21 protein-coding genes are annotated in these 12,406 nt (G+C 70.5%); 6 read left to right on the forward strand and 15 right to left on the reverse strand.

The features are described from left to right. Positions 1–57: 57 nt before the first annotated feature. The 13 genes from ACTWP5_RS27665 to ACTWP5_RS27725 all read right to left on the reverse strand — a co-directional run bounded on the left by ACTWP5_RS27665 (position 58) and on the right by ACTWP5_RS27725 (position 7,935). Positions 58–639, reverse strand: a complete 582-nt coding sequence (locus ACTWP5_RS27665; protein ID WP_443223877.1) for a DUF6197 family protein — start codon at positions 637–639, stop codon at positions 58–60. A gap of 87 nt (positions 640–726) precedes the next feature. After that, entirely contained in the window at positions 727–1,083 is a 357-nt protein-coding gene (locus ACTWP5_RS27670) for a hypothetical protein (protein WP_443223878.1), read from the reverse strand. Continuing rightward, positions 1,083–1,394, reverse strand: a complete 312-nt coding sequence (locus tag ACTWP5_RS27675) for a DUF7739 domain-containing protein (protein ID WP_443223879.1) — start codon at positions 1,392–1,394, stop codon at positions 1,083–1,085. The genes ACTWP5_RS27670 and ACTWP5_RS27675 overlap by 1 nt, the downstream gene beginning before the upstream one ends. Positions 1,395–1,618: 224 nt before the next feature. Further along, positions 1,619–3,793 carry a hypothetical protein gene (locus ACTWP5_RS27680; protein ID WP_443223880.1) on the reverse strand — a complete coding sequence of 725 codons (2,175 nt, stop codon included), beginning with the start codon at positions 3,791–3,793 and terminating at the stop codon, positions 1,619–1,621. Continuing rightward, on the reverse strand, positions 3,790–5,079 hold the full coding sequence (locus ACTWP5_RS27685; protein ID WP_443223881.1) for a hypothetical protein: 1,290 nt from the start codon (positions 5,077–5,079) through the stop codon (positions 3,790–3,792). The genes ACTWP5_RS27680 and ACTWP5_RS27685 overlap by 4 nt, the downstream gene beginning before the upstream one ends. After that, positions 5,076–5,324 (reverse strand): hypothetical protein, encoded by a 249-nt coding sequence (locus ACTWP5_RS27690; RefSeq protein WP_443223882.1) that lies wholly within the window; start codon positions 5,322–5,324, stop codon positions 5,076–5,078. Before ACTWP5_RS27690 ends, ACTWP5_RS27685 begins: the two co-directional genes overlap by 4 nt. A gap of 110 nt (positions 5,325–5,434) precedes the next feature. Continuing rightward, positions 5,435–6,010 (reverse strand): DUF6919 domain-containing protein, encoded by a 576-nt coding sequence (locus tag ACTWP5_RS27695; protein ID WP_443223883.1) that lies wholly within the window; start codon positions 6,008–6,010, stop codon positions 5,435–5,437. Further along, a complete protein-coding gene (locus ACTWP5_RS27700) occupies positions 6,010–6,204 on the reverse strand; it encodes a hypothetical protein (protein WP_443223884.1) in 195 nt (64 codons plus the stop codon). Before ACTWP5_RS27700 ends, ACTWP5_RS27695 begins: the two co-directional genes overlap by 1 nt. A gap of 135 nt (positions 6,205–6,339) precedes the next feature. Next, positions 6,340–6,522, reverse strand: a complete 183-nt coding sequence (locus ACTWP5_RS27705) for a hypothetical protein (RefSeq protein ID WP_443223885.1) — start codon at positions 6,520–6,522, stop codon at positions 6,340–6,342. After that, positions 6,519–6,668 carry a hypothetical protein gene (locus tag ACTWP5_RS27710; protein ID WP_443223886.1) on the reverse strand — a complete coding sequence of 50 codons (150 nt, stop codon included), beginning with the start codon at positions 6,666–6,668 and terminating at the stop codon, positions 6,519–6,521. The genes ACTWP5_RS27705 and ACTWP5_RS27710 overlap by 4 nt, the downstream gene beginning before the upstream one ends. Before the next feature lie 249 nt (positions 6,669–6,917). Then, positions 6,918–7,343, reverse strand: coding sequence for a DUF6197 family protein (locus ACTWP5_RS27715; protein ID WP_443223887.1), 426 nt, complete (start codon positions 7,341–7,343; stop codon positions 6,918–6,920). Further along, positions 7,340–7,534, reverse strand: a complete 195-nt coding sequence (locus tag ACTWP5_RS27720; RefSeq protein WP_443223888.1) for a hypothetical protein — start codon at positions 7,532–7,534, stop codon at positions 7,340–7,342. Before ACTWP5_RS27720 ends, ACTWP5_RS27715 begins: the two co-directional genes overlap by 4 nt. Next, positions 7,531–7,935 carry a hypothetical protein gene (locus tag ACTWP5_RS27725; RefSeq protein WP_443223889.1) on the reverse strand — a complete coding sequence of 135 codons (405 nt, stop codon included), beginning with the start codon at positions 7,933–7,935 and terminating at the stop codon, positions 7,531–7,533. Before ACTWP5_RS27725 ends, ACTWP5_RS27720 begins: the two co-directional genes overlap by 4 nt. 249 nt (positions 7,936–8,184) lie before the next feature. Here ACTWP5_RS27725 and ACTWP5_RS27730 point away from each other — a divergent pair, with 249 nt between their 5' ends. From ACTWP5_RS27730 to ACTWP5_RS27745, 4 genes are all read left to right on the forward strand, one after another. Next, positions 8,185–8,424 (forward strand): hypothetical protein, encoded by a 240-nt coding sequence (locus ACTWP5_RS27730; RefSeq protein WP_443223890.1) that lies wholly within the window; start codon positions 8,185–8,187, stop codon positions 8,422–8,424. Between the two features lie 78 nt (positions 8,425–8,502). Further along, entirely contained in the window at positions 8,503–9,138 is a 636-nt protein-coding gene (locus ACTWP5_RS27735; protein ID WP_443223891.1) for an NUDIX hydrolase, read from the forward strand. Beyond that, positions 9,135–9,551, forward strand: a complete 417-nt coding sequence (locus ACTWP5_RS27740; protein WP_443223892.1) for an NUDIX hydrolase — start codon at positions 9,135–9,137, stop codon at positions 9,549–9,551. The genes ACTWP5_RS27735 and ACTWP5_RS27740 overlap by 4 nt, the downstream gene beginning before the upstream one ends. A gap of 143 nt (positions 9,552–9,694) precedes the next feature. After that, positions 9,695–10,048, forward strand: a complete 354-nt coding sequence (locus tag ACTWP5_RS27745; RefSeq protein ID WP_443223893.1) for a hypothetical protein — start codon at positions 9,695–9,697, stop codon at positions 10,046–10,048. Between the two features lie 52 nt (positions 10,049–10,100). On the opposite strand, the gene ACTWP5_RS27750 is transcribed toward ACTWP5_RS27745, so the two are convergent. Continuing rightward, positions 10,101–10,286 carry a hypothetical protein gene (locus ACTWP5_RS27750; RefSeq protein ID WP_443223894.1) on the reverse strand — a complete coding sequence of 62 codons (186 nt, stop codon included), beginning with the start codon at positions 10,284–10,286 and terminating at the stop codon, positions 10,101–10,103. Positions 10,287–10,485: 199 nt separating this feature from the next. Between ACTWP5_RS27750 and ACTWP5_RS27755 the strand changes: the two genes are divergently transcribed. Together ACTWP5_RS27755 and ACTWP5_RS27760 are read left to right on the forward strand one after the other, a co-directional pair. Further along, positions 10,486–10,674 (forward strand): hypothetical protein, encoded by a 189-nt coding sequence (locus ACTWP5_RS27755; RefSeq protein WP_443223895.1) that lies wholly within the window; start codon positions 10,486–10,488, stop codon positions 10,672–10,674. After that, positions 10,664–11,407 carry a hypothetical protein gene (locus ACTWP5_RS27760; RefSeq protein ID WP_443223896.1) on the forward strand — a complete coding sequence of 248 codons (744 nt, stop codon included), beginning with the start codon at positions 10,664–10,666 and terminating at the stop codon, positions 11,405–11,407. The genes ACTWP5_RS27755 and ACTWP5_RS27760 overlap by 11 nt, the downstream gene beginning before the upstream one ends. 94 nt (positions 11,408–11,501) lie before the next feature. Here the strand turns inward: ACTWP5_RS27760 and ACTWP5_RS27765 are convergent, their stop codons facing one another. Further along, positions 11,502–11,777, reverse strand: a complete 276-nt coding sequence (locus ACTWP5_RS27765) for a helix-turn-helix domain-containing protein (protein ID WP_443223897.1) — start codon at positions 11,775–11,777, stop codon at positions 11,502–11,504. Between the last annotated feature and the right edge of the window lie 629 nt (positions 11,778–12,406).

Below are 12,406 nucleotides of genomic sequence, written 5' to 3' on the forward strand. Positions count from 1 at the left end.
CGGTGCGACCGTCCATGTAGATCGCGAAGAGGCCGCGGGCCTTGTCCTTGTCTCGCATCACGCCGCCTTCCGTGCGTCGGTGATTGTGGTGGTGAGGAGGTACTTCACGTCGTCCCAGCTGCGGCCGGGCGATTCGTTCCATTGGTGGTAGGGGTTGGTGATGCCGCGCTTCCGGAGGCGGGTGTCGAGGTAGTCGCCGGCGCGGTTGATGGTGTCCTCGTCGCCGATTCCGAGGGCGAGGAGGACGTGCTGGGCGCCGAGGATGCAGCGGCGGCCGGTGAGGGTGGCGGTGCCGGTCCCGGTGCGGGCCCAGCCGTACCGTTCGAGGACATCGAGGGTGAGTTCCAGGTGTCGGGCGACCGACACCTGCCGGGCGGCGCGGCGGCGCATGGGGAGCATGGAGCGGAGCCGACCGGGGAGGTCGACGTCGGGTGTCCGGCTGGTGCGGCGCCGGGCGCGGGGCGCTGGCCCGGTCTGGATGCCGGCCTGCCGGATGAGCTCGTCGACCGGGGGAAGGGCGACGCCGGTCCCGCGCGGCGTCGGCGCGGCGTCGGCGAGGTACTGCTCTACGCCGTTGATGAGCTGGGCCAGGTCCCGTTCGGAGATCTGGATGTCGCCGATGGCGACGAGGGTGGGCATGATGAGGTTGCCTCTCGTGCTCGTGATGGGTGGGTGAGGTGTCGGGGCGCCCCGGAGCTTGGCGGCAGAGGGGCGCCCCAGGCGGGGTCAGTACCGGTTGGCGAAGATGGCGGCGGACCGCTTCTCGGCTTCCTCCGTGTACTCGTGGAGGGTCTGCATTCCCCGGATGGCTCGGTGGTCGCGGTCCTCGTACAGGGGGCCGTTCTTGAGGTAGCACTCGTAGGCCGTCAGGGTGGCGTACCAGTGGGGGTAGGGGCCGTAGAGTCGCACCGGCTTCTGGAAGACGACTTCGCTGAGCAGGCGCGTCGGCAGGGTGTCCCCCCCGAACCGGCGGTTGTACTCGGCGACGTAGTAGTAGGTGTGGCCGGGCTTGGCCTTGCGGGCGAACGCCTCGGCGTCGCGCTTCCGCTGCTTGACCTCGCGGGGGCTGAGGGACTTGGCCATCAGTTCCACCTCCACGGCTGGCCGGAGCGTGCGGCGGTGTCGGCGGCCTCGGCGAGGTCGCGGAGGAGGAAGAGGCTGTCGCGGTTCCGCAGCCACACGCGGCTGATGGCGGCCTTGAGGGCGTCGCGGATCGCCTCGGTCTGCTGGGGTGTCAGCTCTACCCAGGCATCACCGTGGCGGTCGAGGAGTGGGGAGAACGCGGCGGCCTTGACGGGCGACAGCTTGGCCTGGGCGGCGCGGAGTGCGTCGTGGACGGCGCTGTAGGAGCGGCATTCGGTGCGTCCGGGGATGTGCTGGATGGTCCAGCCCATGATCATCATCCTTTCTGGTTTGCGGTGGTTTGTTCGGGTGCTCGGGTGGTGCTCGCGGGTGCTAAGCCGCAGGTCAGGGGGTGCTCGACCCCCTGCTCGCCGGGTGCTCTGCACATGCTCGTCGAGCACCCCCAGAGCACCCACCTGAGCACCCTCTGACCTGCGGCTTAGCACCCTTGAGCAGGTACGCGAGCAGGTGACATACCGGGATGAGCCGGGCGGCGTCACAGGGCCCGCTCCAGGGCCTCGATGCGGTACCCGGAGGCGTTCCGCCGGCCGTCCACGGCACCGATGGAGACGGTGCCGCCGCACCCGGCATCCCGCAGCAGCCGGCCGAGGTCATCGGCGGCCAGCTCGGGGAACAGGTCCGGGAAGCGGGTCCGAAGGTGCTCGGCCATCGTCTCGACGCGGAACCGGTCGAGGCCGAGCTGAGCCATCACGTCCAGGGTCGCCCGGACGGCGCGGCGCTCCGGGGACACCGGCGTTACGCCGGCAGACGGCGGGTCGGCCTCGCACAGCCGCAGCAACTGCTCCCACGTCAGCAGCTCGACCGGCGCGGGCTTCTTGAGGTTGCCCTCGTTGTCGTACTCGGGCTCGACGTAGTCGGGCAGATCCACCTGCTCCATGGCGGCGAGGGACTCGGCGTCCGGGTCGAGCAGTCCGGCGTCGCGCCGCTCCTCGGCGAGCTGGGCCAGCATCCCCTTCGGGTGCTCGTGGATCTTGTACTCGACGGGGGCATCCGCCGTGCCCGGGATGCCCTGGGCGAAGACGTGCCCGGCGTCGCGCGGGTCCGTGTCCGTCGCCGGCTTCAACCGGTGCGGCAGGTAGCCGTCCGCGACCGCACCTGGACCGAACACGGCCTTGACGTCCTCGAACTTGCACGGCCCGACGATCTTCAGCGCGAGCATGCTCGCGATGTTCTCGCCCAGGTAGGTGGTGCTTCCGCCCTGCGCCGCCAGGATCACAACGAGCTGCTCTTTGCGGCCGACCTTCATCAGTGCGAACGCCAGGTCCTTGCCCAGCTTGGACAGTGCCGGGTACTCGTCGATGAACGTGACGATCGCCGGGTGCTCCGGGCTGGCCTGCCACTTACGGCCCATGCCGAGCTTCTTGCGGAGCCGGGCGCGGGCCTTGGCCAGCATCAGCAGGAACAGCAGGACGTGCTCGATCTGCTCGTGGGTGCGGCCCTGGAGGCGGGCGGCGCCCCCGAGGTCTTCAAGGCCGTCGCCTGCGGGGTCGAGGTCGATGGTGATGACGTCCCGGCACGCGGTGGTGACCTCGGCCATGGCCTGGAGGATGCCGGTTTTCCCGCCGCCCGATGCGGCGATGGACTCGCCCATCACGCCCGCGAGAGTGATCTCCAGCGGGTCACCATCGATCGACGACCCGATGCGGGCCCGGTCGGTGATGGACAGGGACTTCGGCGCCCGGTACGGCGGGGGCGGCGCGGCGGCGAACGGGTCGCCCTCGACGAGCCGGAACTTCGCCCGTGCGCGGCGCTCGACGAGGGGTTGGACACGGACGCCGTTCTGCGGCAGGTCGAACGTGGTCTCCAGGTTGGCGGCAGCGTTGATGATCTTCTCGGGCGTACCAGAGGTGACGCGGACGATGCACTGCCAGCCCCACGGGGTGCGCTGCACCTCGGACACGTCGCCGACCGGCACGGTCTCCGCGAGCAGGGCCCGCAGCATGCACTCGGCGGCCTCGGTCTCTGTCTGCGCCTGGGCGATCGGGAACGGCTTGCCCTCGGGGAGGTTCGCGGGGCTGTAGACGCCGGGCGCCGTCTCGACCAGCTCCACGACATCGGCACGTGCCAGTTCCACGGCGTCGCTTGGGGCGGCCTGCTCCAGCACGAGCTCCCGCTGCTTCCGCGCCCGCCTGCCGGCGACGTACAGGGCGACGGGGATGGGCAGCGCCCCGGCCAGGGCGAGGGGCCCGGCGGCGAGGGTGCCGATGACGATCCCCGCCGGGTAGGCGACCGCGCCGATCGCCCCGGCGATCGTGGCCGGCTCGCGGTGACGAGCGTGGACCACCTGCCGGCGGTGATCCCGCAGGGCCTCCAGCTCCTTCGCGAGTTCGGCGCGCTCCGCACGGTCCGAACTGGCCCGCATCTCCGCCTTGACGCCGCGGATCTGCTCCGCGATCTCGCCAGCGGTCTGGTAGCCCCACACGGTCTGGACGGAGTGGGCGACGCCGAGGAGCGTCGTCATGCCGGCGTCGGCGGCCCGCTCTCCGACGGTCGGGCGCGGCGCCTTCTCAGCGACCTTCTCGACCTCGGCGCCATGCTCCCGCCCGAGGCGGATCGCCTCCTGCGGCGGCTCGGCGGGCGCGGACTTCGTGAACCGGTCGCCGGCCTGGATGACGCGGCCCTCCAGCGGCTGGGTGTGCTCGGCGCTCACTTCTCCGCTCCCCTCTTCGCGGTCTGCTCGATCGACGCCTGGCGCTTCGCTCCGGCGCTGTACGGCTGGGTGTCACCGGGCACACGGCGGGGCGGAGTGCCGCCGTTGTTCCGCCGCCCGTCGGGCTCGCCCGGAGCCTTCTTCGGGCGGGGCGCCTTTTGGGAAGTGACCTGCGAAAGTTCGCCGAGTATCGGCGAATCTGTGACCACCTTCATGCGGGCCTGCGCGACGCGGGACAGCTCCTCAATCTCCGCCGTGATGCCGACCGTCCGGGAACCCGTGACGCGGTGCCACGCCTCGCCCCAGATCTGCTCGGTGACCGTCGTGGATCCGCGCGCCGAACGCATCGCTTCGGCGACGGACCACACCTCCGGGTGCTGCTGCTGCCGGTCCGCGTCCTTCCTCATCTGCTCCTCGGCGACGGCCCGCTCCTTCCGCTGCTGCTCCTCCGCAGCACGCCGCCGCTCGGCCTCACGGTCGGCCTTGTTCTTCTCCCGCTCGGCCTCGGCCCGCTCCTTCTCCTTCTGGGTGGCCCGGCGCTCGCGGAACGACGGGATGCCGTCGGCCTTCTGTGCGATCCCGTGCTCGTAGGCCATCAGGACGATCGGGCCGCCGAGGGAGGCGAGGGCGCCGATGATGCCGGCGTTGAGCCCGATGTGCGGGTCGGTCATGCCGTGCCACAGGTTGATGCCGGCAGCGATGGCCGCGCCGAGCATGATGCCGACCCGGTACGGGGCGACGTCCCGTCGGTTGGCGACCGCCCACGCGGCGCCGAGGGCGAGCACGAGCGCCAGTCCCTCCAGCAGCGCGGGGGCGGCGACCAGGAAGGGCCGCTCGGGGTCCCAGAAGGCGAGGAACTGGATCGGGGCGGCGATGATCAGACCGACGGCGTAGATGGCGCGGGCGCCCCACTTCCACCACCGCTCGGTGCGCTCCTGCTCGGCGGCGCGGGCGGCCTCCTCTTCGGCCTTGTCGGCGGCGGCCTGCTCGGCGGCGGCCTGCTCAGCCTTGGCCTTGGCGACCTCGGCGGCCTTCTTCGCGAGGATCGCCTCGTGGGCGGCGCGCTGCTCCTCCAGCTTCATGGCCTTCTGCTCGTTCAGGAGTCGCTGCCGCTCGGCCTCCTGCTCGGCCTTGATCCGCTCGGCGTCGGCAGCTCCCTTGGCGCGGATCCGCTCGGCTTCCGCCTTGGCCTCGGCCTCGCGGCGGATGGCCTCCGCCTTCGCGGCGGCGACCAGGTCGATCTCGGGCTCGCGGGTGCCGTTGACCCGCTCCATCGCGGTCGTCACGACGCCACCGCCTTCCGGGTGGTCATGGCGCCGAGCAGGATGTTGAGGCCGGCCAGCGCGGGCACGGCGAGGCTGGCGGCGACGCCGATGGCGAGGAGCGCCAGGGCGGCGACGAGCAGCAGGGCGACCGCCAGGGCGGTCATGAGGGTCAGCAGCAGGAGGGCGGGCATCAGGAGCGCGGGGTGCGTGTCCCGGAGCGCGGCCACCACCAGGTGGGCCGCCCGGGTCACGTCGGCGCGAGACATGGTCAGTCAGTCCTCTCGAAGCTTGAGGTCGGGCAGCGGGGTGTAGGTCAGGCCGACCAGGTGGTTGATCAGGCGAAGGGTGCGCGCCCGGTCGGCGCGCTCACGGCGGCTCACCGGCGGACCCCCTTCACGGCGCGGTCGAGCACGTCCCACAGGCGGGTGCTCGGACCCCACTCGGGGTCGACGATGGTCAGGTGCGCGGCCTGCTTCAGCTCGCGGTACGCGCCGGCACCGATGACGCCGGAGTAGCAGCGCCGCATGTAGCCCCGGGGGACCCGACCGCCGAACCCGGTCACCGGGCGGCCGTCCCGCGTGGTGACGACGATCACCTCGCGGTCGAGGTCGACGATCAGACCAGCGCGTCGGGCGGCGGCCGTGAGGCAGTCGAGCAGGCTCCGGTCGGCGACGTGGCCGTCCACGGCGGCCCGCTGCGCGTAGGTCGCGCCGTCGTGCCCGCGCTCCGGCGCGTGGCCCGGCTGCGAGCCGTTGGTGAAGTACCCGGCGCGGTTCGCCGCGGCCAGCACGGGGATCAGCGGCTTGGTCTCAGGCTCGGGGCCGCAGCCGGCCTCGTACCCGGGCTGGGAGGCGATCTTGCCCTCCAGCCACAGGGCGGTCAGCTCGCCCAAGTCGGCGAGCGACGCGGCGTTCGCCCAACGGGCCCGGTCGGCGCGAGACATACGGAACATCAGCGGCCACCGCCCTTCGGCTCCTCGAACGCCTTGGCGACCTTCGCGAGCAGCACCTCGGCGCCCATCAGGTGCCCGAGGAGCTGGCCGGCATTGGTCGGGTCGATGGGGCCGATCTGCTCGTTGTAGGCGCGGACACCCTCGATCACGGCGGCCTGCTCGGCCTGCTTCTCGGGGGATGGGGTGTTGCTCATCTGCGGTGTGTCCTCTCGGGTCTGGGTTCGGGTCTGGGTGTCGGCGCCCCGGGCGGGATTCGGTCCCGCGCCATCGCGGCGGTGCCGGGGCTGCTCGCCCCGCATGACGGGACGGGGCGAGCCAGGGATGGTGGGTCAGCGCCGGCCGATCGCCCCGGCGATCGTGGCCAAGGCGTGCATGACCTCGGCGGCGGCCAGCACGTCGGCGTGCCCGTACCGGTCGGTGAGGGACCGCAGCGCGGCCTCCCGGTCGGCGCCGGTGTGCCCGACCGCGACGAGGAGGTCGGCCCGGATCTCGTGGAACCGGTCCTCGGTCACCGCCGCCCCTCCTCTCGGGGCGCGGTGATCGCGGCCATGGCCTTGCCGTGCCGCTGGAGGTCCGCGAGGGCCTTGGCCTTCAACTCGGCCGCCTCGCGGGCGGCCTGCGCCGCAGCGGCTGCGGCCTGGGCCAGGGCGTCAGCCATCACACACCGCCCCTCGCGGGCCAGTGCCCAACCGAAGGGAGGAGGCGGCCTTGAACACTCGGGTCGCGGCACCGGCCGGGGCGTGCGGCAGGGCGTACACCCGGCCGCTGTCGAGAGAGGCCAGGAGCCGCGCCGCGTGGTGCTCGCAGCCGTCCGCCCCGGCGTTGCTCCGGTCGAGGACGGTCACGACAGGCGGACCGACACAAGGTGTGGGGTCTTCGGGGTGCGCGGCGGCACACAGCTCAGCCATCACGCACCCCCGCGCGGGCCGTGCTCGCGGGCGAAGCCGGCGGCGGTGTCCAGCAATGTGAGCACGTCGCTGATGGTCTGACTCTCGCGGGCGGCCCACGCCTCGTAGTCCGCGTGCTCCACGCCCGTGCGGGCCTGAAGGATCAGGTCCAGCAGTCGGGACGCGGCGTGTCGGGTGTCGATGTCGTTGGTGTTCGGCGACGTCGCGGCGAGGGCGGAGTAGATACCGAGGCCGGTGTTCGGGTTCCAGCCGCGGCTCACGATGTGCTTGCGGGCCCGGACCAAGTGGTCGGCCACCTCCTGGCCGGACAACACCTCGCCTGAGTGGCCCGTCCACAGCCGCCACGCGTCGGCGCGCCGGGCGACCGTCTGCCGCCACGAGTCGGGGCTCGTGAGCGCGGGGGCGTTCGTGCGGGTCGTCTTCACGCCGCCACCCCCCACGGGTCACCGGCGACGGCGGCGCACAGTTCGGCGACGAGGGAGTCCTCGCGCGGGTGAGCGTTGTCGTACCGCTGCGCCTCGGCGAGCACCTGCGCCTCGGCGGCGAGGTCGCCCTGGGCGCGGAGGAACTGGGTCAGCAGCTCGGCGCGGCGGTCCGCGCGCGGGTCCGTGCTCACGCCGCCACCGCCTCTCGGGTGAACGCCGAGACGGCGTCCTCGGCGGCGGTGCTGGCGTAGCTGAACAGCAGGGACGCGAGCCTGCTGGTCGCCTGCCGCGGGTCGCTCCCCCGCTCGACGGCGTCCTCGACGGCGGCCTGGAACAGTCGGTCGAGGTCGTGGGCGAGGAGCTGCCCGAGCCGGTGGTCGTAGCGGGCTCCGGTCTCGGTGCGGTCGGTGCCGCGCGCGACGACGGCGGCGTCCTCGATGCCGTCGGTCACGGCGTTCAGCAGGGCCTGGGTGGTCGTGGCCGACTGGCCGGTGACGGCGGCGGCGAGGATGCTGCCGACCCGCGCACGGACCACGTCCGGGGAGGGGGTCGAGGCGTGCGAGGGCACGCCGGTAATCTGGCTGGTAGCCATCAGGGGACCTTTCGAGAGATCTGATGGTCAGGGCCGGCCCACGAGGTGAGAGTCGTGGGCTTGGCCCGTTGTTTCGTTGTCGAGCGCCTGCGGACAGAGTCCGGTGAGAGTAGGCGCCGTGGCGTCTGTGTAGCTACACAATGGCATGGCCGTGTAGCTACAGGCAAGTGGCTCGGATTCGAAAGTTTGACCACGGCTGAGAATGCGCCAGCCTTGCCCGGTGTAGCTACAGAGCGCTATCTTTCTGCTATGTCCGAGAAGCCGCCGCACACTCCGCCACGCCAGATCCGCATCCCCGATGAGGACTGGGCGGACTTCGATGCTGCGGCCAAGGCGGACGGGAGCGAGCGCGCTGCGGTCGTGCGCGCGTTCATCCGCTGGTACATCAGTCGGCCAGGGGCGAAGCGCGTGTCGCGGCCGAAGTTCGACGATGCCTCCGGTGAGTTTCACGCCGTCGAGTCAACAGCGCGTGACGTCTCGTCACCATGAGCATGTAGTGCGGTAGCGGTGCAGCTCCAGCACACTCGCAGTGCAGTTCCCCGCCGCGCACCCAAGGGAGGGCGGATAGTGGACGTCGTCGACACGTGGACTGGACGCACTGCCTGTGCCCTCCAGCAGGCACTACGGCTCTCCAACGAGTCGTTCGCCGAACGACTCGGCGTCGCTGTCCGGACCGTGGCGAGCTGGCACTCCCAGCCCGGGATCGTGCCGCGGCCGGAGATGCAGCAGGCTCTGGACACGACCTACGAGAGAGCAGGTGACGCGGTGCGGCAGCGGTTCGCCCTCCTGTCCCGTCCACCTGCCACCACGACCACTGCACAGGCTCTACGCGTCGCGATCGCCGTTGTTGTTCGCGGAGGCGAGGTGCTCCTCGTCTGTCGCCGCGGGGACGCCGGCATCTCGTGGCAGTTCCCCGCAGGCGTCGTGAAGCCCGGCACCGACCCGGCCGCCGTCGCAGTCCAGGAGACGCACGCCGAGACAGGCGTGCACTGCGCCGTCCGCCAGCACCTCGGCGAACGCCTCCACCCGATAACCGGCGTCATGGCCGAGTACCACCTCTGCGATCACCTCGCGGGCGAGGCCACCAACCGCGACCCCCTGGAGAACCTCGACGTCGCCTGGGTGGCGTTCGACGACCTGCCGCGCTTCATCCCCCACGACCGCATCTACCCGCCCGTCATTGCCGCCCTGGAGAGCCTGTGACCGACGCGACCACCGAAGAGAAGCCCGGCATCTCTGCCGCGATCATCGTCCACGAGGGCCGCGTCCTCATGGTCCGCCGGCGCGTGCGCGAAGGTGAGCTCTCCTGGCAGTTCCCAGCTGGCGCGATCGAGCCCGGCGAGTCCGCTGAGCAGGCCGCGGTGCGAGAGGCCCTGGAGGAGACCGGACTCACCGTCGAAGTCGTGAAGCTCCTCGGTGAGCGGGTCCACCCGAAGACCGGGCGGCAGATGAGCTACGTTGCCTGCTCCATGGCCGACGGCGAGGCGGTCGTGGGGGACGAGGAGGAGATCGCCGAGGTCGACTGGGTCACGCATGACCAGATCCCGGCCTACGTGCCCTACGGCCTGTTCACGCCGGTGCAGGAGTGGCTGGACCAGGAGCTGACGGGCGAGTAGCAGCGCGCCCGCGCCCCACCGTGCATAGGTGGGGCGCGCAGCTATGTCAGGAATCGGTCAAGCCCGCCAACACGCCCTACATGCAGGCGACTTGTGCCCCTAGAGTCGATTCGTCAACACGACGCCTGCCAGAGGGGACACGAGTGGGGTACGACCTGCAAGAGCCGTGCGGCTCGGGTGACTGCAACGTCATCACGTTCCAGAAGCTGCATGACCAGGCACGCGAAGGCACCTCCACCTGGCAGAAGACGAAGAAGCCTGACCTCCCCGAGAAGGCGTATGGGCCTGCTGCTGGCACCGCACTGGCCGGCGCGGTCCTGTGCGTCGCCGGCGGCTGGATGATCCTCGCTGGCCTGGCGCTGATGGGCGCAAGTGTCGGACTCGGGATGCGTGCGCGCGAAGAGGTGGCCAGCGCGAAGCGGGCGCGCCAGGAGTGGCCGAAGGCCAGGATCTGCCAGCACTGCGACCGGACCATCGCACCCCGCAAGGGAGCGTGAGCCGAACGTCCGTAGGGAGCCCCCGGCAACGCCGGGGGCTCAACGATGTCGTCTAGTACCGCTCCGAGCTCTCGCCGAGGGGTATCTCCAACTGCTTGATCTTCCCGCTCGTGCTCACCTCGGCGTACACCGGACGGTCGCCGGGGACATCGGCCGAGCGTGCGAGCTTCACAAACGTCTCGATCTCGTCCAGCGTCATGTCCTTGGACTCGCCGCTGAGCTTCAACATCTTGGGCATGAGGCGCATCATGCCAGCCCTTCACGGGTGGTGGTGTCGAGGTGGAGAAGCCCCCGGCCAAGCGAGTAGCGTTCCTCGTTCGGTCGCCACCGAGTTACGGGTGTGCATGAAATCTCGCTCCACCAGGTGACATCTCCGGGGAGTCGGGGCAACGTTGTCAGTGGGACCTGATTGACTGGTCGTCGATGGAGGGGAGCACATGATGCCGACGGTGATTCACCGGACGCGCGAGGAGCTCGAGGACCAGAAGGCCCGCCTCCTCGAGGAGGTCAACTCGAGCTATGAAGACTTGCGCGACCGGGCAGCCACCTACAACCTGAGCATGCGTGAGCTGGACGTTTGGCACACTATCGAAGGAATCGACTACCTTCTCGAAGGTGACTGCTGACGCTGCGTCGAAGCTCAACGCCAAGGCGGCCCAGTTCGCCAACCAGATGACGGCCCTGACGCGGGGTGTCCTCGGCGAGGACTCCCCGCGCTTCCATGCGGTCAACATGGGCTCGAGGATCCGCGTAGCGCCGATAGATGATCAAGAAGTTGTCCAGCGGATTCCGATCCACATCGACGGCGTCCGGCGTCTCAGCCTTCTGGTCCGCTACTACTGCTGCTGGGACGGGGCGGCTCAGTTCCTCGCAGCCGACGCGAGCGACATCCATCTGTTCTACGAGGGCAGTACCGACCCCCTGATGCGTCTGGAGTACGTCCGCAAGGACAGGGAGCCCCCTGGCGCCCACCTCCATGTGCATGCCCATCGGGATGAGGTGGCGTTCCTGCTCCGACTGTCCGAGAAGGGGCGGCCGGCCCGGAAGATGCTGGGCAAGAAGCCGATCCCGCGCCTCGCCGAGATGCACCTGCCCGTCGGCGGCCACCGGATGCGGCCTGCCCTTGAGGACATGCTGCTGCTGCTCCATCGCGAGTTCGCTATCGACGTGGTGGACGGATGGGAGGGGGCCATCCGCGAGCACCTGGAGGACTGGCGGCGGCTTCAGCTGCGATCGGCGGTGCGCGACGCTCCGGAGGAGGCGATCAAGGTGCTGCGCAGCCTCGGGTACAGCGTCGAGCCGCCTAGAGTGGCCGCACCGCGGCCCAGCCCGGAGTCGGCCAAGCTGTACTGGCCCTGACGGGCGAACGCCTCCACGCGATGATCGCTCCCGGGCCGGCGCAGAGTTCGTCCGCATCGGCGCCAGGATCGTGCTTGACGGGCCGTGCAGCCACCTAGGGGACTTCGGGGGCCGTCGGGCGCCCCCAGGGCTCTGGACCGCCAGGCACGAGACACACGGGCTCTACGCCGGCCGCCTCGGCGATGTCGAGGAGGTGGTCGAGGCTCGGTGACATGTGGCCGTTCTCGATGCGGCTGATGGTCTTGCGGTCGATCTCGGCTCGCTCGGCGAGGCGCTCCTGTGTGAGGTTGGCCCAGGTGCGGGCGTCTCGGATGCGGCGGCCGACCTCCAGGCGGCGGCGCAGGATGCGGTCGGGCGGGAGGGGCGGCACCCGCTCCACGCTGCTGACCGGTGATCATCAGGTCTGTACCGTCTGCGGTACAGTTGTGGATCATGACTTCGGTCTAGACCTGGGCATCACTCGCTGACACGATGTCTCGCGGGCGGTCACCTGTAGGACAGGTTGGTGACCCTGAAGGCGTGCGGGGTCGAGCGAGGTGCATCCGTTCCCCCCACGAGGCGCCAATCTGGCGCGATGCGCCCCGACCACTTTTGCGGTCGGGGCGCTTTACTGTGCAGAACACCCCCCGCCGAAGCTATGTCGGCGGGGGGTGCCTCAGCAGCGCGGGCTCCACCGGCGAGCCGTAGCTCGCCTACCCGGCCGCCGTCCGTATGGGGGTGCATCAGGGGCGTCGACTCCCTCCCCAACGGAAGAGACCATAAGTGCTCATGTGTGCGAAGGGAACAGCTCACCTGCGGACTCACCCGATCGGATGACCATCTTCCGAATCGGGGATGTGGACTCCATGTGGACTCCGGCCGCCGTCTGCGAGTCCACATGGAGTCCACATCCTCCTCGCCATGAGCCACTACAGGGCTGTGACCTGCGGCGAGAAAGAAACGATTGGAGGCACCGACCCGCCAGCTCGCCTCGCGGCAAGTGGTCGCTCGTAGCGACAA

The organism is Streptomyces sp. 4N509B (assembly GCF_052245655.1).
Lineage (GTDB): Bacteria > Actinomycetota > Actinomycetes > Streptomycetales > Streptomycetaceae > Streptomyces.